At 39.0% G+C, this 22,918-nt stretch carries 19 protein-coding genes and 1 pseudogene; 11 read left to right on the forward strand and 9 right to left on the reverse strand.

The window, feature by feature from the left end:
- Positions 1-29: 29 nt before the first annotated feature.
- The 4 genes and pseudogenes from PHY14_00970 to PHY14_00985 all read right to left on the reverse strand — a co-directional run bounded on the left by PHY14_00970 (position 30) and on the right by PHY14_00985 (position 2,475).
- A complete protein-coding gene (locus PHY14_00970) occupies positions 30-914 on the reverse strand; it encodes a F0F1 ATP synthase subunit A (protein MDD2693486.1) in 885 nt (294 codons plus the stop codon).
- Positions 915-1,084: 170 nt separating this feature from the next.
- Positions 1,085-1,546 (reverse strand): hypothetical protein, encoded by a 462-nt coding sequence (locus tag PHY14_00975; GenBank protein ID MDD2693487.1) that lies wholly within the window; start codon positions 1,544-1,546, stop codon positions 1,085-1,087.
- Between the two features lie 47 nt (positions 1,547-1,593).
- A pseudogene (locus PHY14_00980) lies at positions 1,594-1,951 on the reverse strand (four helix bundle protein).
- Positions 1,952-2,025: 74 nt separating this feature from the next.
- Entirely contained in the window at positions 2,026-2,475 is a 450-nt protein-coding gene (locus tag PHY14_00985; GenBank protein ID MDD2693488.1) for an NUDIX domain-containing protein, read from the reverse strand.
- 203 nt (positions 2,476-2,678) lie between these two features.
- On the opposite strand from PHY14_00985, the gene dnaN reads away from it, so the two are divergent.
- The 4 genes from dnaN (at position 2,679) to PHY14_01005 (ending at position 7,424) form a co-directional block, all read left to right on the forward strand.
- Complete coding sequence (gene dnaN, locus PHY14_00990) at positions 2,679-3,800, forward strand: DNA polymerase III subunit beta (GenBank protein ID MDD2693489.1); 1,122 nt, start codon at positions 2,679-2,681, stop codon at positions 3,798-3,800.
- 37 nt (positions 3,801-3,837) lie between these two features.
- The gene (pheS, locus tag PHY14_00995; protein MDD2693490.1) at positions 3,838-4,857 is read left to right on the forward strand and encodes a phenylalanine--tRNA ligase subunit alpha; all 1,020 of its coding nucleotides are present in this window, start codon (positions 3,838-3,840) and stop codon (positions 4,855-4,857) included.
- A gap of 62 nt (positions 4,858-4,919) precedes the next feature.
- Positions 4,920-6,074, forward strand: a complete 1,155-nt coding sequence (locus tag PHY14_01000) for a DUF4143 domain-containing protein (protein ID MDD2693491.1) — start codon at positions 4,920-4,922, stop codon at positions 6,072-6,074.
- Positions 6,075-6,146: 72 nt separating this feature from the next.
- A complete protein-coding gene (locus PHY14_01005) occupies positions 6,147-7,424 on the forward strand; it encodes a sugar phosphate nucleotidyltransferase (protein MDD2693492.1) in 1,278 nt (425 codons plus the stop codon).
- Here the strand turns inward: PHY14_01005 and PHY14_01010 are convergent.
- Positions 7,421-7,714: a barstar family protein gene (locus PHY14_01010; protein ID MDD2693493.1), complete on the reverse strand. Its 294-nt coding sequence runs from the start codon at positions 7,712-7,714 to the stop codon at positions 7,421-7,423. The two genes, PHY14_01005 and PHY14_01010, sit on opposite strands and share 4 nt — an antisense overlap.
- A 154-nt stretch (positions 7,715-7,868) precedes the next feature.
- Between PHY14_01010 and rplA the strand changes: the two genes are divergently transcribed.
- Together rplA and PHY14_01020 are read left to right on the forward strand one after the other, a co-directional pair.
- Positions 7,869-8,567: a 50S ribosomal protein L1 gene (gene rplA / locus PHY14_01015; protein ID MDD2693494.1), complete on the forward strand. Its 699-nt coding sequence runs from the start codon at positions 7,869-7,871 to the stop codon at positions 8,565-8,567.
- Between the two features lie 124 nt (positions 8,568-8,691).
- Positions 8,692-9,471 carry an NYN domain-containing protein gene (locus PHY14_01020; protein ID MDD2693495.1) on the forward strand — a complete coding sequence of 260 codons (780 nt, stop codon included), beginning with the start codon at positions 8,692-8,694 and terminating at the stop codon, positions 9,469-9,471.
- Between the two features lie 62 nt (positions 9,472-9,533).
- Here the strand turns inward: PHY14_01020 and PHY14_01025 are convergent, their stop codons facing one another.
- The 4 genes from PHY14_01025 to rsmH form a co-directional block, all read right to left on the reverse strand.
- Entirely contained in the window at positions 9,534-10,067 is a 534-nt protein-coding gene (locus tag PHY14_01025) for a hypothetical protein (GenBank protein ID MDD2693496.1), read from the reverse strand.
- A 13-nt stretch (positions 10,068-10,080) separates the two neighbouring features.
- Positions 10,081-10,671, reverse strand: coding sequence for a recombination mediator RecR (gene recR / locus PHY14_01030; protein MDD2693497.1), 591 nt, complete (start codon positions 10,669-10,671; stop codon positions 10,081-10,083).
- Between the two features lie 80 nt (positions 10,672-10,751).
- A complete protein-coding gene (locus PHY14_01035; GenBank protein MDD2693498.1) occupies positions 10,752-11,117 on the reverse strand; it encodes a hypothetical protein in 366 nt (121 codons plus the stop codon).
- Positions 11,118-11,148: 31 nt separating this feature from the next.
- On the reverse strand, positions 11,149-12,069 hold the full coding sequence (gene rsmH / locus PHY14_01040) for a 16S rRNA (cytosine(1402)-N(4))-methyltransferase RsmH (protein ID MDD2693499.1): 921 nt from the start codon (positions 12,067-12,069) through the stop codon (positions 11,149-11,151).
- Positions 12,070-12,405: 336 nt separating this feature from the next.
- On the opposite strand from rsmH, the gene PHY14_01045 reads away from it, so the two are divergent.
- From PHY14_01045 to PHY14_01065, 5 genes are read left to right on the forward strand one after another with little or no spacing between them, the layout of a single operon-like run.
- Complete coding sequence (locus PHY14_01045) at positions 12,406-14,082, forward strand: LCP family protein (protein MDD2693500.1); 1,677 nt, start codon at positions 12,406-12,408, stop codon at positions 14,080-14,082.
- Between the two features lie 35 nt (positions 14,083-14,117).
- The gene (locus PHY14_01050) at positions 14,118-17,309 is read left to right on the forward strand and encodes a transglycosylase domain-containing protein (protein MDD2693501.1); all 3,192 of its coding nucleotides are present in this window, start codon (positions 14,118-14,120) and stop codon (positions 17,307-17,309) included.
- A gap of 15 nt (positions 17,310-17,324) precedes the next feature.
- A complete protein-coding gene (locus tag PHY14_01055; GenBank protein ID MDD2693502.1) occupies positions 17,325-18,002 on the forward strand; it encodes an ATP-binding cassette domain-containing protein in 678 nt (225 codons plus the stop codon).
- Between the two features lie 8 nt (positions 18,003-18,010).
- Positions 18,011-19,561, forward strand: a complete 1,551-nt coding sequence (locus PHY14_01060) for an oligosaccharide flippase family protein (protein ID MDD2693503.1) — start codon at positions 18,011-18,013, stop codon at positions 19,559-19,561.
- 25 nt (positions 19,562-19,586) lie between these two features.
- Positions 19,587-22,904 carry a hypothetical protein gene (locus PHY14_01065; GenBank protein MDD2693504.1) on the forward strand — a complete coding sequence of 1,106 codons (3,318 nt, stop codon included), beginning with the start codon at positions 19,587-19,589 and terminating at the stop codon, positions 22,902-22,904.
- Positions 22,905-22,918: the final 14 nt, after the last annotated feature.

The following is a 22,918-nucleotide window of genomic DNA, read 5'->3' on the forward strand; positions in this document are numbered from 1 at the left end:
GACCGAAGACTCCGTTCTGGCTTTGAGATTTAGTGAGATTCTTTGGTGATGGATTCTTTCAAGTATACCGCCGCAAGTGTCATGAATATAAATGCTTGAAGGAATGCAACGAGAAGTTCGAAAAACCAAAATGGAAGAACGAGAACACCGCCAATACCGTAGAGTCCGTGAAGTGGAAGCATTGTTCCAAGGTATGCAATAACTCCAATGAGTGCTACTCCTGCAAAAATATTCGCGAAAAGTCGAACTGAGAGAGAAATAATACGAGTGAACTCTCCAAGAAAATGAATCCAACCAACGGGAACATTAATAATCTTTTCAATCATTCCATGACCCGAGAAATTGAACAAGTAATGCATAAAGTGATGGATTGGTCACTTTATGATAATTGCAGTTGCCTGTGCGATAATAATAGTTGCAAGTGCCATGACGAGAGTTGTTGAAATTTCTGCATTTATCGGACGAAGATATGTGCGAAGTGATGGAATCGACATAGTCACATAATCGAAAATCAATCCGACAATATTCCCTGCAAAAATAAATACAAAGAATCCGGCAACAAGCGGAAGAAATACTCGTACTGCTTTTTTGCTATCGAGAATTCCTGTGAGAAAATTGTCGAAACGAGTCACAATATCAAGACCAAGAGAACGAAAACGAGGAATCAAGTTCGTACGAAGCGCAATCTGAAACAGTGCAACAAAGACAAAAATCACAGCCATCACAATCCAAGTCGAGAAAACAGTAGTCGTGATAGGATATCCTGCAATCTGCCAGTCATGAATTGGCTCTCCAGTGACGGCCAAAATATGAGGACTTGCTTCGTGAGCTCCTGCATGTGCTTCGCCAGAAACAGCAACTTCATGTGCTACTTCGAGAGTCTCTGATGTGGTTTCGGTTTGGATACCAGACATAGTTTGTGTTTTGAGAAATCGCGCGAAGTATATAGAAAGACGTTTGTTTTGCAAGTTTTTCTTGAGGAGAAAATATCGTTTAAAAAAATCCCTGAATTTCTTCAGAGACTTTTCATTTTTCTGCCAATGTCGATAATCTTAAATCTTGAATTCTTAATTTTGAATTTTTTCTATTCCCCCATCACTACACATCCTGTCTTCTCGGAAGAGAGATCTGCTTCTTTGAGCTTGTATTTTGTCACTGCTGGTTCTGAGGAACCGAGCGCCACAGCAATCTCATGTGCGAGTTCGCCATAGGTGACGAGAAGTCTTGGTTCGATTTTTTCGAGAACGACCTGCATGGATTTCGCACCTGGCATGACGAGGACATCGACATTCCCGAGAAATTCGAGAATATCACCAGAAATCTCGGTAACAAGAGCTGGAATATATGCTATCCAATATCCTTCGACTCGAAAGTGATAATAGTTCACTCCATTTTCTGCATGAACATAGAGGAGAAAACCTCCTTTCTCATATTCTCCAGGAATATCGACAGACATACCATCAAGCACGAGAGAACTGCTTGCGATTTCGATAATCTTCTTATCTGACTCGATTGTGAGCGCATTGTTTTTGTAGAGGAATTCCATAAGTATAGTTGGTTAGTTGGTTAGTTGGTTAGTTGGTTAAACTATAACTAAGTCAAATTAAAAGAATGTATAAGTCTAGTGAGCATTTTTCCTACTATAGCCAATTCATTTTCGAGTAGAATATAGTCTTCATTTGAAATAAATCAAAGATTTTTTGCTATCAGGAGTTGTGTATCTACTTCTGCACAAGATCCACGAGCGATATATAAGGAAATAAACTTGCTCTTTTTCCGTACCTCTAGCACCTCATTCTGCAATATTACTTGGAATCGATACGATTGCTCGTTTAATTTGATCTGTAATACCAAAGAGTTCAGATTTTGGGAATTTTTCAAGAAGCTTATAGGTTTCAGTTACAATATCTACACTTCTTTTCCAAACATTCAATTCTTTATGTGAATACATATGAAAAGGTTATACAATAACAATAACTTTTGTATCTAACCCACCATCCTACTAACACACCAACAAACTATTTATTACATAAAATGTTTATTTTTTTCGAGAAATCCGACAACATCAGGCTTCAAGAATATCTTCTTGAGTTCTTCTGGTTCGAACCATTTATATCCGATAAATCGCTCTTCGCGACGAGGACGAGGCTCAGATTTCCCGGTATATCGAACGAGAAAAAGGGAAACTTCTTTGTGGATGATTGGGGCACCTTCGAGATATCCGGCGATAAATGAATAGGCAATCTTGTTCATGAATTTGACGACATTGAGGTCTGATTCAGCGAGTCCAGTCTCTTCAGAGATTTCACGAACAGCTGTTTCGAGAGCACTTTCATTCTCTTCGATGTGTCATTTTGGGAGGACGTATTCGAGTTCGTTTTTCGCATTTTTCCATGCGAGCATCAGAACTTGGATTCTGTCTCAGATCTTTCTATACACCAAACCGCCAGCACTCTTTTCATGGAGTTCTGTCATAGGTATGATTTTAAAGTATTGGATGCATTATAGCAAGAATACTGAAAAAATCAAAAAACTTCTCGTCAAAAAGTTGCTTTTTCGGACTTTCTCTATAATCTAGGTATGTAATTTTTGGGGGGATTTCCCTTCCTCTTGGAGCTAAAACATAAATTATAATCTCACATTTATAATTTATAATTTATAATTTATAATTTATCATAATGCGTTTTCGTATTGGTACCCTTATATTCCGAAAAGCAATCGAAGCTGCCAGCCATGCAACTGGAGCCAATAATCTGACTCCAATTCTTGAGAATATTCTCATCGAAGCGGGATACAAAAAACTCACTGTGACAGGAAATAATCTCGAAATGGCAATTGAATATATTATCGAAGATGGAGTTGATGTGGAAGTAGAAGGCAAATTCACTATTTCTTCGAAATTTCTCACGTCCTATATTGCTCTTATACAAGATGATGAAGTCACGGTTGAACTCGAAAAGGGTGGAAGTCTCCGATTCGCGACAAAAGGAAGCGATACAAAATTCAAAGGAGCCAGTGCAGAGAAATTCCCAGTTATTCCTTCACTCGTCAAGAATTCTCCACTCACCATAGAAACAAAAGATCTCAAAGTAGCCATCGAAAAAACACTTTTTTCTACCGCTGACGGAGCGATTCGTCCTGTTCTTGCTGGTATTTATCTCAAACCTACAGAAGATGCTCTCATTTTTGCATCCACTGATAGTTTCCGTCTCTCAGAACTCCGTGTTGCTGGAAATGGAAATAATGCAACACCTGTTATCATACCGAAGAAAACAGCTCAAGAACTCTTGCGTATCGTGAATGAAGAAGGTGAATCCAATGCTATAGAACTCTATTTTCATGAGAATCAACTCCTCGCGGTTCGCGGAAATATCCGACTCTCTTCTCGTCTCCTCTCGGGAAAATTCCCAGAATACGATGGATTTTTTCCAAAAGAACATAGCACAAAAACAACACTTCTCAGAAATGACCTCACAACCAGCCTCAAGCAAGCCAATCTCGTAGCACGTGAGAATAACTACAATACTCGAATCCGATCCAAACATGAAGGCGTCGTCGAAATCTCTACGGGAGACACGGAAGTTGGTGCATCGAGCATTTCCCTCACGGGTTCCGTCGAATGACACGAGGAAATCATCGGTATCAATGCACAATATCTTCTCGAAGTCCTCTCGGTCATGAAGGAAGACTATATCAGCTTCGAATACAAGTCTGCACTCTCCCCTATCGTCATCAAATGAGTTCCAGCTGAAGATGGAAAATACAGCTACCGACACCTCATCATGCCACTCAAAATATAATCATATTCACTCATACGTATAAATTACCCGAAAGATTATGCTCTCCCTCCTCAATACCCTCGAAAAACGTGTCATCGATAACCTTTCTCAGATAGATTCTGAGGAATCTCTTGTAGAATACAAAAATACGATTCTCGGAAAAACGGGCGAACTCACTGTCATCCTCAAAGGACTCAAAGACCTCTCCAATGAAGAAAAAGCAACTGTCGGGAAACGTGCGAACGAGATTCGTGATTCCCTCTCAGGAGCCATAGAAAATCGGAAGAATGTGATAAAACGTACAGAAATAGAATCAAAACTGCGCGAAGAATGGGAAGATATGACTATTCCCCTCACTCCAGAAAATGGTAGTCTTCATCCGATTACTCAGGTTCGCATGGATGTTGAGGATACATTTAGGCGTATGGGTTTCGATATTTATGAATCAACCGAAGTGACGACAGAATACCTGAACTTCGATGCGGTGAATGTTGCCAAGAATCATCCAGCTCGTGATATGCAAGACACATTCTGGCTCGAATGAGATGGAAATGTTCTTGCTACTCAGACTTCTTGCATGCAGAATCTTCTTCTCAAGAACCAGGAACCACCAATTCGAGTGATTATTCCTGGTCGTGTATTTCGCAATGAAGATGTCGATGCCACTCACGAGAATACATTCTACCAAGTAGAAGGAATTGTGGTAGATAAAAATATTGGAATGGGACACCTGAAGTTCACTATCAAAACCATGCTGTCTGATCTTTTCGGAAAAGAAGTCACGATTCGTATGCGTCCTGGATATTTTCCATTCGTAGAACCAGGAGTTGAGGTAGACTTCTCTTGTCCATTCTGCGATGGAGAAGGATGTCGAATCTGCAAGAAATCAGGTTGGATTGAATTCATGGGAGCAGGACTCATTCATCCGAATGTTATCCGCGAAGGAGGACTTGACCCAGAGATTTATTCAGGATTTGCCTTCGGTTTCGGACTCAATCGCCTTGTGATGATCAAGTATGGGATTCCTGATATGCGTTACTTCCAGAATCCAGATATCCGATTTCTCCGACAATTTTAGAGAAACGGTTAAATATTTGCACATTTCCAAGAAGTCTGCTATACTCATGGCAGACTTTTATTATGTTCCAAAGAAATACTTACATCGACAAGTTCAAGGAAATCCTCCTCACCAGTGAGAAACAATATATCGTTCTTGTGGGTGATTATGGAGTTGGGAAGACACATCTCCTCAATACACTCAAAGAAGATGGAACACTGAGTGATTCTGAGACGCTTTTTCTTGATCCATTCGATACAGAACTCCAAGAAAAACTCTGAGTCAAAGAAGAATCTATCAGCACTATTATTCTAGATAGTGAACATTGAGTTGATATTGATTATATTCGTACATTTATAGAATCATATCAGACTGATTGTAGAGTTATTTTTACGGCTGAACAAAAAATCGATGATGAACGCGTAGAAGATTTTCTACTCCCATTCGTGAGTTTCCGTGAATATAGCGAAACCATGGGGGCTCCTATAAACATGGGGGAGATCATGAATGGGGCAGCTGATATTCATGCGGTCAATACAGCAAAAGATGAATATATCCATCTCGGACATCTTCCTCGACATATTGGAAATCCAGAAACTATCTCTTCTGATTTTTTCGAAATATGTACAGATATGAAATCAGAAATGTACGATAAAGAATATGAACAATTCATAGAATTCTTTCGTGCACTGGCTATGGAGACAGGAAACTGCTTCAAGGCTGACAAACTCGCGAAACTTCTCGGCATCACACGACGGAAAGTAAATAAATACATGGAGATTCTCCTGAAAAAAAATGTCATAAAACCAGTTGGAGCTTGGGTACAAGACATGGAGACGGAGACTTCACGCCATGTGAAGATATACTTCAGTGATCTTTCTATATATCGTTCTCTCCTCTCTGATATGTACTATCAGGGAGCTATGAAGATGGGGGCAATCGAGAACTTCATCTACCTCGAGATCGAACGCAAGCTCCACGATTCTCATGACATATACTACTATCGCAAGAAGTCAGGATCAGAAGTTACCTTCATCCTCGAAGACAAGATGACAAAGAAAGTTACTCCGATTGAAGTAGTCAGTCGAGATTCATCTGCCATTTCTCAAGCAATGAAATCATTCGACTCTGAATATCATGACCGTGTCGAACGATATATGATCATGAATGAATCTCTCACGGAACGTAAAGAGCTCTCCTGAATTCCAGTATTTATCCTGCCACACGCAGCTATCTAATCCACCAGAATCGGTGGATTTTTCTTTACAAAAACCATGAAATCAATAAAGTTTCTGAAATATTTTTGTCATATGAAAGCCATCATACTCGCTGCTGGGAAATGAACTCGACTCAAGCCCATCACTGATACTATCCCAAAAGTTATGGTACAAGTCGAAGGAAAACCTCTTCTAGAATATAATCTGGAACATCTTGTGCCATATGTTGATGAATTTGTTATTGTTGTGAAATACAAAAAAGAAGTCATAGAAAATTATTTCTGAAATAATTTTCATGGAATCCCTATTCGATATCACGAACAGGCTGATGCAGCAGGAACAGGGGCGGCACTCTGGGGAATTGATATTACAGGAGATTGTTTCATCGTGACATCTGATCAGATTTTTAATCAGAAAGATATCGACAATCTCGCACAATCAGATTGATATGGTGCTCTCGCGCGAAAAGTTGCACATCCTGAGAAATACGGAATATTCCATACTGACGAATCATGAAATATTCTCGATATTATCGAAAAACCAACAGAATATATTGGGAATCTCGCGAGTGTTCTTTATTTTAAGGTAAATAGTGAAGTTATTCGTGATGCACGAAATATTCCTATATCAGAGCGTGGTGAATATGAACTCATTGCGCCAATCCAGAATTTTGCAAAGAATCATTCATTCAAAATCTTTTCTCTTCAATATCCATTCATCGATATCACAAGTACGGAAGATCTCGAAAAAGCAAATCTCCACCTTCTTAATCTCGAAAGACCAGAATTTGGAAAGTCGATTTTTCTCGAAAATATCTGAGAATATGCACTTCACGTTGGCATTCCACAGAAGGCTATCCAACCTATCATGGATTATACAAACGATGATTCCGATGAGGCATTGAAGATAAATACAGGTGACAGAAAACGGTTTTCGAGTCGAGAAAAATTCGAAAGCTGGTATTATGATACGGGACGATATGTTTTTAGTCTTCTGGAAAAAGATGGATCTATCGCAGGAATATGGTTCGGTAGACCATCTGAACCACCAGAATTTGGGGAAGTGGAAAATATCGAACTTGCTGAAACGATCGAAAAAAATAGTGATAAAATCCATACAGGATGAATTCGTCTCTATCCAAATGCTCGAGGAAAAGGACTCGCAACACCACTTATTACCCGAAGTACTTTTTATTACAGAAATATTTATCCTGATGCTTATATGTCTATAGACATCGATGAAGAGAATATTCCTTCACAAAAAGCATATCTGAGATCATGATATCTTTATGTGTGACTCGGGGAAAACCGGAAAACTATTGATAAGAATCCTCGAAAAAGAAGAGTATATCTCGAGCTACCGAATAACTAATCTTCCAGAACAATATCAACCCCATCGAGATCAGAAAAAACACTGAGCAAACGATAATAATCACTCATTTCGTCACTTTCATCATGATTTTGTTCGAGTGTATGTTTAAGTTTTCGTTTTTCATGAATCACAATCTTCTCAAGTGACACTTCAGAGAGCACGTCATAGAGCGCATCCAGATTTCTCGAATAGAGCACTACTCACCGCCCATCAAGATATGATTCTACTGCAAGGTAAATATCATCGAGAGATTGGACTTCTTGTCCATGTATGGAAAGTGTATTTGACATAGCGATATCATAGAGAAAAATTTGCTTTTTGCAAAATAAACATATAATCCACGAGTCCAAATATCACGTGAAATGTGGGAGTTCCTACGGTTTTCCTGGTCAGAAAGCTCAGAAAGAACGGTTGGACCAAATTTATTTTTTCACGTTTTTTACTATGTCAAAAACTCACGGAAAGAAGTACAACCAAGCGGTTGCACTCGTCGAAAAAGATCGCGCATACTCAGTAGATGAAGCTGTAGAGCTTCTTGAGCGCACAAACACTGTAAAGTTTGACCCTACAATCGAGCTCCACTTCAATCTCGGAATCGATCCACGTCAAGCTGATCAGCTCGTTCGTTCTACTCTCTCACTTCCTCACGGAACTGGTAAGACAAAACGAATTGGTGCCTTCACTGATCTCGGAAATGAAGCTGAACTCAAAGCTCTTGGTGTTACTGTAGCAGGAAACGAAGATCTCATCGACTCTGTTCTTCAGGGAAAGGTGGAATTCGACATCGCTATCGCAACAACAGGAATGATGAAGAAAATGGGTAAGGTAGCGAAAGTTCTCGGTCCAAAGGGTCTCATGCCAAATCCAAAGGCTGGAACTGTTGGTGACGATCTCATTGCTATCGCAAAGGAACTTATGGCTGGACGTTTCGAATTCAAGAACGACAAGCAGGGAAATGTTCATTCTCTTGCAGGAAAACTCTCATTCGGAAATAAGAAACTCAAGGAGAATATTGAATTTTTCGTGAAGACTGTTAAGGGTTCTCGCCCTGCTGGTCTCAAGGGAAGTGCATCATTCATCAAGAGTGTCTATGTCTGTAACGCTATGGGTCCTGGTATCAAGCTCGATATCAGCAACATCTAATCGCAATCAAAATCCAATTCCCTATTCAGAAATGAATGGGGAATTTTTTGTTATTGATTTTTCCTATCTTTTCCATACCCTTCTCTTATAGAAAACATCGAAAATAATCATCACCTCCTAACTCATGGAAACAGACAAAAAACTCGCCATACTCATCGACGGTGACAATATCCCATCAGCATATGTGAAGGAAATGATGGAAGAGATTGCGAAGTATGGGAATCCTACAATTAAGCGTATATATGGTGATTGGACACGTCCTGGACTCACGAAGTGGAAAGATATCCTCCTTGAACACGCCATCACGCCGATTCAGCAATATGGATATACCCAAGGGAAAAATGCAACCGATTCCGCGATGATCATCGATGCCATGGATATTCTCTACTCCATGAAGGTAGATGGATTTTGTCTTGTATCGAGTGATAGTGACTTTACTCGTCTTGCGACACGGCTCCGTGAAGCAGGAATGGCGGTGTACGGAATGGGTGAGAAGAAAACTCCGAAACCATTTATCGTCGCCTGTGACAAGTTCATCTATATAGAGATCCTCAAGAAGCAGCCAGAAAAATCTACAATAATCACACCCGAGAAGAAAGGGAAAAAGTGAGAAAAAATTATTCCTTTTTCTGAACTCACTCCCCTTCTCGACACTATCACGCCAGAGGTTATCGAACTGATTCAGAATACCATTTCGGATCTTGCCGATGATGATGGATGGGCATTCCTCGGTGATGTTGGTGGACTTCTCCAGAAAAAACAACCGAACTTTGATCCTCGAAATTTCGGATTCAATAAACTCACCCCCCTTCTTGCCTCGACAGGAAAATTCGAAATTGTGGAACGAAATGATGGAGGAAAAGGCAGATATAAGCTCATCTATGTGAAAAATACCCTGGCGTAATTTGGAGAAACTACATTAACCATATTTCTAAATACCAAATAAAATTACCTAATAACACACGGTTACCCATTATTGATTATTATTTTTCAAGTTGATATATCATATTGTGACCTCGTACTCGTAACTTCATTTTCACCAAATAATCTAAATATTTTAATGATGTCTCAAATATCGATTTGATAAATTCGTTCATAAATTTTACGATCGGAAGCAACACAAATATATTTCAATCATCTTCACTCTTTAATACCAAAAAATAATTGAGAATGAACGAATTGATGAGTAATTTCTTTAATATCTAGATTCTCAATATTGGGACTTTCAAAATCATATTCAGCATTACTTCATATTGGTAGCATAAGTTTCTTCTTTCATATAAACTTAAATGATTTAACTTCAATATTTAAGCCTCTTAAATCGTCCGTAATTTTATATCTTGATTCAATTAGCTTTCTAATAAAATAAAATCATATAAAAACATTTCTCTCAAGTTGATAATTCCAATTTGAGTAACATAAATATCTTCAAGAGAATTTTTCCATCTCTTTTGCTAGATTCATCAATTCATTTTTTGGATAACGAGATTCGTAGAACATAATAAAGAATATATTACCCCCTCCCCCGAAACGCCGAAAGAAGCGTAATCTCATCCGCATATTCGATACTTCCCGCATGAGGAAGTCACTTCGAGAGGCGGGTGATTTTTATATCCCGTGGCATATGTTCGATAGCATAGAGTGCTGTCGCCTCCCCTTCTATGTTCGGATTCATCGCGAGAATCACTTCTGTCATCTCAGGACTTTCTCCGATTCGAGCAAATAGGGATTTGTAGTTGAGCTTATCTGGAAGAACTCCAGCAATCGGAGACACCACACCGCCAAGGATATGATACCGACCACGATAGACGCCCGTGCGTTCGATCGAGAGCATATCGAGATAATCCTCGACCACACAGAGAATATGTTCGTCTCGCTTATGATCAGCACAGATACTACAGATAGGATGTTCAATATCTGTCATCCCATGGCAGATTTCACACTCTCGGACTTTCTCATGAACATCATTCAGTGCTTTTGCAAAATTCTTCACATAGGCACTATTCGCCTTCAGCAAAAAAAACGCGAGCTTTGCCGCGGTTTTTTCTCCAATTCCTGGAAGATAGTGAATCATGTCAATAAGGCGCTTGAGTGCTTCGGGCATTGAAGAATAATGAGTAACTAGTCACTTGCAATTAGTAGTTTTATCCTACTAATAACCAATAACTAATAACTAATACTACCCTATTCATTCATAGATACTGCTGTATTTTTCATCACGAGAAATGTTGGCTGCTCGACATTTTCCATGGAAGCAATAACTGGAGAATTCATGATTGTTTCCATAGATTGCCCTTCAGCAATACGAATATCAAGAAGATTTTCCTGGAATGCGAGTTCACGATTCTGAACCTGAAGCGTACGGATATTGTAACCTTTTGTTGCGTTCTCATTGAGAATCCAGACGTAGTAGATACCAAGAAGTGCAATCATCACAATAGCAAGAACATAGGTCTGCGTGAATGAGAGACGATAGTATTCACGCGCGGCTTTTCTCTCTGAGAAAAAAGGGATATGTCATTTTTTTGCTACGAGAACGTTTGCATTCATAGGAAACCTGGATTTTATGAACTGAGAACTTTTAGTAAATTCTTTCTATAACTCGCATCTTTGCACTACGACTTCGAGGATTTCGATCTATTTCAGCTTCTGTTGGGATGATTGGTTTTTTGGTATATTTTTTATATTTTGACTTCACCTGAATCTGTCACGTGACTTCATTGATCGTATCTTCGAGATATGGTGCGAAAATGTTTTTCACGAGACGATCTTCGAGCGAATGGAAAGTAATCACGAGGATTTTCCCGCCAACTGAGAGTAGATCAAGTGCTTGTTTGAGTGAAGACTCGATATTTTCGAATTCCTCATTCAGAGCGATACGAAGAGCCTGGAATACTCGAGTCGGCGATTTCTGATCAAAACTGGATTCTTCGATAATCTTCAAGAGTTTGAAGGTAGTATCGATAGTTTCGATTTTTCGTGCCTTTACGATTGCCTGAGCAATGAACCATGACTTCTTCTCTTCACCATACGTAGTGAAAATCCGAGCCAATTCTGGTGCATCGAGTGTCATGAGGATGTCAGTAACCGTTTTCCCACGAGTGCGATCGAACCGCATATCGAGCGGACCATCGAATCGAAAAGAGAAACCTCGATCCGCAACATCATAATGAACACTACTCACTCCAAGGTCATAGAGGATAAAGTCTATTTCCTGTATTCCCTTTTCTTCGAGTTTTTCCTGAAGAAAAGCAAAACTAGAATGAATATAGTGACTCTGGCAAACAGTTCCGAGACTTTCTATATGAGAACGTGCCAGCGAGAGATTCTCATTGTCTCGATCGAATCAGATGAAGATATCATCCGAACCGAGAGCACTCGCCATCATACCTGCATGTCACCCGAGTCACGTAGTAGCATCGACAACGATGTGTTTTTGTGTCTGAGAAAGGTAGATTTCTCGAACTTCCTCATAGAGGACAGGATCATGCAGTTGAGTCAAGGTATTTTTTGGTTCACTATACATCTCGAATTTAGTCCGATTTTTGCTTTTGTCAAAAGAAAACTTCGCATATCACAGAGAAGATTTATTGACGTATAAATTATTTATTATTTTATAATCTATTTTCTGACATTTTATTCACATATATTTCACAAAGAAATCACATCATGCATCATATGGAGAAAGAAAATTTCCTTCTTCATTTTTTGATTCTGGAAACATTATAGAAAATCCAAACAAAAAAATATTTGCGAAATATATTTCTAAGTCGTGAGAAAAATGTAAAAAAGTCTGTTTTTCTTTTTGAAAAAGAGCACTTTTTTCTATAATCGGCACATGTCATGATTCAAAACGAAAAAACTTCCTAAAAAGATACAGGAAAAGCCTCAAGAAGAGGAGAAACAAGAACAAAAAGAAACACAAGTTCCAAAAAAAAGACATATATCTCGGTGGATTATCGGGATTTCCCTGTTTCTCATTACTGGGCTTTTTGCCTTTGCCTACGTGATGAATTGGGCCAACCAAGATAACTCAAAGTTTGGTTCTGAAGCATTTCAGCCACTTATCGACAAAGCGATTATTTCTCTGAAAAAAGAAGGAACAACGAATATTCTGATCGCTGGTATTGGCGGACGTGGGCATGATGGAAGTGATCTCACGGATTCTATCATGCTCGCATCGCTCAATGGAGACGACAAAAAAGTAACACTTCTCTCCATTCCACGAGATCTCTATATTGCTTATCCAGGAGGGAAATGAGCTGGAAAAATCAATAGTCTCTATGCTATAGGAAAGTCTGATAAGGTAGGAGTCAAGTATCTCGCAGATAAAGTTTCTGAGATTACCGGACAACAGATTGATCATTATGTCGTTATTGATTTTTCTGGATTCAAAAAAATCATCGATATTCTCGGATGAATCATGATCGATGTTCCGGAAGATCTCGTGGATCGAGAATATCCCGATGATAACTGGGGTTATGAGACCCTCATAATACGAAAGTGACTTCAACTCATGGATGGAGATCTTGCTCTCAAATATGCACGAAGTCGCCATTCTACGAGTGATTTTGATCGATCGAATCGCCAACAACTCATCATCAAAGCAATCAAAGAAAAATTATTCGGTGCTGATACAATCACGAGTCCTGCAAAGATCAGTGATATATTTTCTGCCGTTATGGAAAATATCGATACCGATATGAGTCTCGCGAAAATGGCAGAAACAGCATATAGCTACAAATCAGTAAAAACAGAAAGTATAAAAATTCTTTCATTGAACGATGTGTGTATTTCTATAAAACAATGTCATATCGGTTCATATCTCTATACTCCAAGTCGTGACCTTTTCGGTGGCGCCTCGGTTCTGATTCCTGAGAATGCACGCGTGAATAAACTCAGTTATTATGATGATATTCGTCGGTTTGTGGATGTGACATTCCATTTTCCAGATCTCTCAGAAAGCCCAAATGAAGTCGTAATCGTGAGCTCAAAAGCAAATAGCAAAAAAGCTCAAGATATTGCCATGGGACTCGCGAAACTCGGAATTCCTCTTTCGACTCGAAATCCAACAATTATTGCAACGGGTAGTATCTCTCAGAGTCATATCAACATCTATTGGCACGAAGATGTCAAGGTGGGAATCAATCCAAAATCTACAACTGTTCAAGCACTCAAATATCTCGAAGAATCCCTTCCTCAAATTATTGTTCCACATAATGAGTATGTGACCAATGATGGTCCAAAAATCGAGATTGTTCTCGGAGATGATATAACATCCTATTTTCCTTTCGTAACTCCGGTATACTATATTCCTGCGCCACCACCGACAAGTACTTCTGGTGAGACTACTGTGGGAAGTGGGAATCCAAAAACAACTTCTCCAACGAAAACAACGACTTCCACGCAAATAAAAAACACTCAAACACCTCCAAAAACAACAATTCAAACACCTATAGATCAAACATCAAACACAACAATTCAACCATGACAGTGGGAAGATTTTGGAAATTAGAAAATTTTCATATACTTTTCTTGTAATTTTTCTCTATGATACAACATCCGAACTTTCGTAAGAAACACATAAAAAGCGGTTCTAAAAAGATGAAAATTCTTCGATGGATAGGCATATTTCTCATTATCAGCGTTATTGGGATATTTATCTTCTGGATGATGTTTCTCCGAAATATACCCTCTATCGAATCGCTCGCGCGCGGGGATTATTTTCGTGAGAGTACCATTATCTATGATAAAGATAAACAACCCATCTACACGCTCTATAAAAATGGAAAACGAACATATATCGAATATGATCAAATTTCCCAATACATAAAGGATGCTATTGTAGCTACAGAAGATAAAACATTTTTCACGAATCCATGAGTCGATATTCTCGGAATTATTCGTGCTGGAGGCAATTATATTCTCGGACGAACAGATAAAGTAAGTGGAACTTCGACTATTTCGCAACAACTCATACGTAATACACTTCTCACCCAAGAAAGATCCATAAAAAGAAAGATTCAGGAAGCATATCTTTCCTATAGACTGAATGAGCAATATTCGAAAGAAAAAATTCTCGAAATGTACTTGAATGCGTTTTCTTTCGGTTCGAATGCAAACGGAATCGAAGAAGCATCGAGAACCTATTTCGGAAAAAGTGCGAAAGACATTGGTCCACTCGGGGCGACCATCCTCGCCTCTCTGCCGAAGTGACCAACATATTATTCTCCATACAATCATCGTGATCGTCTCATGGGAAAAGTATATATTTATCCAGCTTCTGATCCGAACCAGATAACTCTTTTGGACACATGGGAAAAAAGAGATGAATACAAAAAATTCTATACTCCTTTTAAATCCTATCTCAGTGGAATAACGATAGAAGGAAAATGAGATAACGTCTCGATTTGTGGTATTAAGGAAGCTTATACACGAAATTCTCTCTATAAACCAAATAGTATTGGTTGTATCAATATTAGCCACGATGATCTTCTCGGATTTTTTGGTGATATCATTATCACTGATACCATCTCATCGGATTCTGGTAGCACAGAGAAATATTCACTCGAATATATTATCGGGCGAAAGGATTTTGTTGCTGGTCGAATGTTCGATGAATGAATGATTGATGGATTGACATTCAAAAAAATCATCTACGATGGACTCGAATTCGAATTCCAACGAAATCTCAGTGATATAAAATATCCGTATTTTGTCATGTACATCAAGGAATATCTCGAAGCAAAATATGGAAAAGATATCGATGTCACAAGCGGACTCAAGGTCTATACAACACTTGATTCCAAACTCCAAGACAAAGCCGAAGAACTCCTCAAGAAACAGGTAGAAATAAATAAGAAACAGTATGGCGCATCGAGTGCTGCCCTCGTGAGCATGGACAATAAAACAGGGAAACTCCTCACAATGGTCTGATGACCCGATTACAATGATGAGGATAATGGCGGAAATAATAATATGGTGCTTGCATCTCGCCAACCAGGATCATCCTTCAAACCAATTGTCTATTCTCTCGCGATTTCGAAGAATCCGATTGGACCTGAAAGCCCTGTTGCTGACGTAGAAACAAGCTTCTGAGCAAAATACAAACCGAATAACTATGATAATACTTTCATGGGTATCATGATGCTCAAGAATGCCCTTGCCTATTCACGAAATATTCCCGCAATCAAAATGTTCTATCTTGCTGGTGGAGAAGAAGAAATCATAAAATTCGCAAAGAGTATTGGTATTGGTACACTGAAAGAGAATTTCGGATATGGGGCACCGCTTGCGATTGGTGCTGGGGAAGTTCGTCCTATTGATATGCTTCAGGCATATAGTGTTTTTGCCAATCTCGGAATCAAACGAGATATCTACACTATAGAACGAATCGAAGATTCGAATGGTGATATCATCGAAGAAGTCAAAAAACCTATTGAGAAAGAAGTATTTTCTCCTGCCGCTTCCTACATCATCACGAAAATCCTCTCTGATAATGATGCTCGACCAGAATCAGCTTTCTGGAGAAATGCACTCACGATTCCAGGAAGAGTCGTCGCTGCCAAAACAGGAACTTCGAATAAAGAAATCACAAAAGACAAAATCCTTCCTCGTGATCTCTGGACTATCGGTTATACTCCGCAGATAACAACGGTTGTTTGGGCGGGAAATGTGAATGGAAAAGAGACAAAATGAACCTGTGATGGACTCAATTGTGCGGCAAATATCTGGAAATGATTCATGGAATTTGCACTCAAAGATCTCCCGAAAGAAGACTGGAAAGAACCAAGTGGAATCTATAAATATACCATCACTAAAGCCAGTGGTAAACTCGCAACGAGTACCACACCTGATTCTCAGAAAATTTCGACCATCATGGCAGTCGAAATGAAAGAGTATGATGGTGGAATGAAAGAAGAGCGTATTGACACACTCTGTAATGGCCCTGTATCGGAAAATACGCCAGAAGCATCAATCGCCACGATGTATATACCGAGTACAAAACCTATTATTGACGGGTATGATCCTGCTTGGACTGCTGGATTTTTCACGGCTGCATGAACCTATTCCGAAAGTGGAAAAATCGAACTATCAACAACTCCTTGCGAACGACCAAGTGGTCCTGGAGATATTTCTATATCACTCCAAACAGTGTGAGTAAATAGTGGACTCGAAAATGAAGGAAAGAAAATTCTCGAAGCATCATGGATTGGAAATCGAGCGATTAGACATTTCACACTCAGATCTGGAAGCGAGATTCTCTCAGATGTGGATTATGGAACAGGAGGAAAAGCAAATAGTACAGAGAGAACAAGCATGAATCTCACCAATGGAGATAATACGTTTACGGTAGAATTGGTGGATAATTTTGGGTACAAATATACAGAATCAAGAACAATAAAGATAGGAAATTCTAATACTTCATCTTCTCAAACAAATACAAATATTGATCCACAGATCAATACAACAAATCCGAGAAATAGTGATAGTCGAATCAGCCTCTATGCTGGAGATAGCTTCAATCTCCGATTCAGTGTCACAGTGGGTACAGAATCACGAGAAATCTCTATAACACTCGATGATAAAACAATACAAAATGCAACAGCAGGTGATGTATTCGTCGTTCCCGTCAGTACTTCTGGTTTTTCTGTTGGGAATCACACACTCAAAATCAAACTCATCGATGGAAACCTCAAAACAGTAGAAAGAAAAATTATACTCTCCATTTTGGCACGTTAATCTTTGCTTTATATTATGCGATTCGAAAATATCCTCATCTCCTATGGCGAACGAACTATCCTGAGAGATATTTCACTTTCGATAGAGCCTGGGGAATTTGTCTTCCTCATTGGAACGTCTGGAAGCGGAAAAACGAGTTTTATCCGATCTATTATCGGTGTTATTTCTCCCAACCAATGAGATATATTCACTGATGTATGAAAAAATCTCAAAAGTCTCAAAAATCGTGAACTTCTCACCTATCGCAGAAGCATCGGCGTCATCTTTCAAGATTTCAAATTACTCCAGAAAAAAACCGTGCGAGAGAATGTCGCTTTTGCTATGGAAGTTTGTGGATATGATGACAATACGATTCAAAAGCGCGTTCCTGAAGTTCTTTCTCAGGTTGGACTCCTTCAGAAAAAAGATAAATTCATCGAATCACTCTCAGGAGGAGAACTCCAACGAACTGCGATTGCGCGTGCACTCATCCACAATCCAGATATTATTATCGGTGATGAGCCGACGGGAAATCTCGATCCGAAAAATGCAGAAGAAATCATAACACTTCTCAAGCAACTGAATGAAGAAGGAAAAACAGTAATCATTGCAACACACGATGATAGACTCGTCGACAAAATGCAAAAACGAGTTATTACATTCAAAGATGGAGTACTTTTCTCTGACGAAAAACCTGGAACCTATAATCTCTAGTTATATTTATGCTTCTCAAAGAAGAATCGCTCTCACGAAAATTTATTACAAAAGGTGCTTGGTTGTATCTTTTTGTTTTTCTGACTGCGCCACTGGGATATGTTATACGTATTATTCTGACAGGAGATTTGAATCCGAGTGAGATTGGGATTATTTATGGAACCATATCACTTCTGAGTCTTCTCGGAACATATACTGATTTTTGACTCACAGAGAGCTTGAATTATTTTCTCCCGAAATATATCATCAAGAATGACTATGCTCGAACGAAGTATCTGCTTCTTTTTACCCTATCAGTACAGATTATTACGAGTACTCTCGTGAGTTTGGGGTTATTTTTTTGATCATCATGGATTGCAGGGCATTATTTCCACACAGAACAAGCCCAAGGAGTCATCCAGATATTGACGCTGTATTTTATCGGAATTCACCTGATACAAGTCATAACGACTTTCCTCAATGCCATACAGAACACAAAAATAATGAAAATGATTGAGTTCTTCCGAATGTTTGTCACAATGATTGGAGCCAGTATCCTCTTGTTTTCAGGAAGTGGGAATATCTATAGTTATTCATGGACATGGATTATTGGTCTTTATATCGGACTTATTTTCTGAAGCATTATCTTTTATATTTCGTACTATCGACAACATCTCACGATTCCGCTTCAGAAAGATACACTTCTGCGAAAAGAAATCATAAAATATTCTCTCTGAACGCTTTTTTCTGCGAACGTCGGAACACTGCTTCATCAGGTTGATATGCAATTTCTCACCTATTTTCTTGGTGTTTATGATGCAGGAATTTATGCTATATATCTCTCACTGGTCGGGATTCCTTTTATATTCTTGAGTCCACTTATTTCTTTTCTTTTTCCTGTCATATCAGAAATCGGTGGACGCGGAGAAAAAGCGAAAATCAAAACTATTTATTCTACATTTTCGACATACGCATCGGTGATTATAGCATGGATGGCTGGGTTATTTTTTGTTTCTAGTGAAGAAATTGCTGCATTTCTTTTTGGTGAAACGTTTCTTGGATCTGGAATAGCACTGTATTTTGTCGCGCCTTTTCTCATATTCAATATACTGGTGCAGATCAATTTTCAGATACTTGGAGGACTTGGATTCGTTCGAAAGCGTATTGAGATTCTTATTTGGACGCTTTTATTGAATATATCAGTCAACCTCATCTGTATTCTCGGATACAAGTATGGATATATTCCGTTCCCAAACGGATCCGCAGCAGCATCATTTTCTGTCGGAATATCATGGATACTGATGTGGTTCTTGAGTTATCGTGCTATTCATGAATATACAGTATGATTCAATTGGAGATTCTTTCTCCAGAACATATGAGCTATTATTTTCTTTATGATTGCCTTTGTTCTCCTGGAAGATGGACGAGATATAACATTCGGACTTACAGGTAGGCTACAATATGCTCCTTCTATAGGATTTGCTTTATTGTGAAGTTTGACTATATTTTTCATCGTAAATACTTCCCATATCAAAGAATTTCTCTCTACTGTTCGGAAGGTTCGTAGTGGAATGCTCTAATAATATACTCATTACCTTTTCTTTTATGATTCAGCTTATTCTCGCAGGTATCGGACTTGTCTCCTGGGCTATGTATATTGTGATCACATATTATTCCACCAATTACAGTAGCATCAATCATATAGAGAGCGCAAGTGACTTCTGGGGCTATTTGGCAGTAATTGGGATTCTTTATGCATGTTACAAAGCATATACTGTTTTTATTGTACCGAAGAAAGAGCTGAAGATTGGATTTTTCACTATTCTTGGAGGAATACTTCTTCATCTCCTGATAGTCTGTGGTTTTTATTCATCCTTGACTGAAGTGCTCAAAAGTCCATTTCTGAACGGAGCCACTCCTTCGAGTCTTGTGCTATTTTTTCATATTCTTTCTCTCCTGATTTATCCTCTCTTTCTCGCGATTCTCGCGAGAAGTGTCGGATTCTCTCTCATGAATCTCTTACCACTGGAATGGAAAAATGAAGATATGTGTATTCGCGTGCCTGCAGAAATCAGTATTGGCTTCTTCGTTTTTAGTACCTTACTGCTTCTCTTAGCTTGGGCTTTTGGATTCACACTTACTATACTTCTCGTGACACTTGCTATCACTGGAGTTGTTGGTATTCCTGGATTTGTCGAAACATATCGAGATATTCGAACGCGAGAAATAGTTCTCCCGAATCATAATATCAATGGTTCATTTATCGAAGCCATAAATCTCAAGCTTTTATCCATTGAATTTGCTGTATTTTTTCTCACTTTTATCCTCTCGGTATCACTCATCAATGTGCTTCGTCCGATGCCGATCGGATGGGATGATCTCGGAGTCTATATGAATTTCCCAAAACTCATGGCAACTTCTGGTGAGATTCTCAAGGGCGCAGGATTCTATGTATGGCAACTCGTCACAGGAACTGGTTTTCTCTTTTCATATACTGCAGCTCAGGCTTTCTATATCAACCAACTCGGTGGTATTCTTGCAGTTATTGCGATTATTTCGAGTCTTTCCTATATTTTCGAAGAAAAAAATAAAAAATCACTTCTCTCGCTTCCTGTTCTTCTTGCGGCGGTTTTCTATGTCATGCCGATGACAGTATTCCAACAGGCGAAAGATATGAAACTCGATCCAGCACTTATGTTTTTTAGCGTAAGTGCCTTTACTGTTCTTTTTTCTCTCTGGAAAAGTTCTGATACAAAAAAACGAACTTTCTCTATTATTTTTCTCGCAGGAATTCTCACGGGCTTTGCCTTCTGAGTCAAAGTCACGACACTCATGCTCTTCCTCGGCGCGCTTGGACTCATTGCCTATCGCTTTCTCTCGATCGGTGGTTATCTTGGATTTTTCTTTATTTTCATTTCTGTATTCACTGGAGGGAATCTCTGGGCAAAGCTCAATGTCACTATGCCAAGTGATCATACACTTATACAAGGAATCACTATTGTATCAGGAATTCTCGGAGTTCTTGGGATTATTTGGTGAATTCTCGAAAAGCAAAAACAAGGAATCCAGATTTTCCAATCTTGGATTATCGCTAGTCTCTTATTTATTCTGGGATTTGGAATCAGTCTAGCGCCATGGGTCATCAAGAACTATACTGAAGCAAGAACTACAAGCATCGATGCTCTCCTAAATGGTTCTGGATGAACGACACAATATGACTACAAACAATTCTATACCAAAGAGGAATTCCAGAAAATACAAGATAGTCTCTCAAGTGCAGTAACATCCAGTGGACAAACACAGAATGAAGATTTCGGAAGATATTTCTGATACGATAGCGGTATCAATAATTATCTGAAACTTCCAGCAAACCTCACATTCCAGAAAAACCAAAGTGGCGAATTCACAGAGATTACCTATATATTTCTCGCGCTCGTTCCTGCCGTATTGCTTTTCGTACGCTCGAGAAAGGGAATCTTCGGAATACTTTCTCTTGGGATTCTTCTTTTGATGACGCTGTATTATTTCATACCCGGAACTCGCGATTCTATCACTGGATTTTTCAATAATATCGAGCTCCGAAATGGAGTGGGTTATGCTATTATGATAGCTATGAATCTTTTGTATCTCGTTGTCGTTCATTATTCACTCGAAAAAACAGACACCAATAATAAACTCAAAGAGATATTGATGTTCATGGGAATTTATGGATTTATTTTCATGATCAGCGCATTCGGAATCGTATGGTATGGTATCGTGGTATATTTCGGATTCTTTGCCATCATCGGACTCGGAGCGACACTCTTCAATGACTACACATCAGAAGAAGAAAAAGATGAAGATCTCATCAGTGTGAAAGTCACACTTGCTGTCATATTCTTTATTCTTATTGGAGTGTATTTTCTTCGGTCTACATTCCCACACGGATGGAATAATCTTCGATCTGCATATTACAATGAATACAAGTACAATATTCTCTCACAGGATGAAGCGATTTTCGCTTACCGTTCAGACTATGCGGATCCTATCGCAACCATGAACCTACATTCTCCACAGAGTGTTATCAGACAAATAAAAGACCTTGCTATTTCAGATAATCTGAAGAAGCTTTTCGAAGAAAATGAAGATAAAATGAATATATCTGATGTACATCAGATTATCCTGAAACTTCGAACGCAAAATAATACAGCACTCAAGAAAGATGCGAAAACAATCGGAAATTTTATCTATCCGAAAATTCTCTATCCAAGCAATACTGAATCCAATACTTGAGGAATCTATCGCATCGGAACTTTCATGACATATTTGATTGATAACAATAGAAAACGTTATTTCGACGACAGTCTCGTCAGTGGATTTAGCAATTATATCTATACTCCCAATCCAGAGGAAACCGTGGAACGTATGAGAAAAATGGGGCTCAAATATCTCCTCGTAGATCTCAATGCAGCAACAATAGATAAGGATCCTCGACACGATCTTACGAATCGTTTTGAACGCCTCCTTCTCACTATGCGAGCAAAAAATCTGAAGCTCATAAGCACAGATAATACATGTCTCGAACTCGCGCTGGATGAGTACAAAGATGGGCGACTCCAAGATGACATAGATTTTATCAATATTGCGGGAACAAACTATGAATCGTATCACTCTGGTACAACTCTTCCGCGAAATCAGAAGCTCTATAATTGTCATCAACTCATCGTCGAGAAACTCAATGGAAGTGGAACACTCAGTGAAAGCCTCGAGGATCTCAAGCAAACAATTGCTTCCTATAATGCTTCCCAAGATCCTGAAAAACTCTCACAAATACTTGCAAGCTATGCTGGACAGAGCTGGTTCGCACTCTTCGAGATCAATGATAATTCCATAAAGACCTCAACTACAACTGCATCGTGAACGACAGGAACTGGCACAAACTAAAGAAAACCTCCCAA

The organism is Candidatus Gracilibacteria bacterium, assembly GCA_028687475.1.
GTDB lineage: Bacteria > Patescibacteriota > Gracilibacteria > BD1-5 > UBA2023 > STC-74.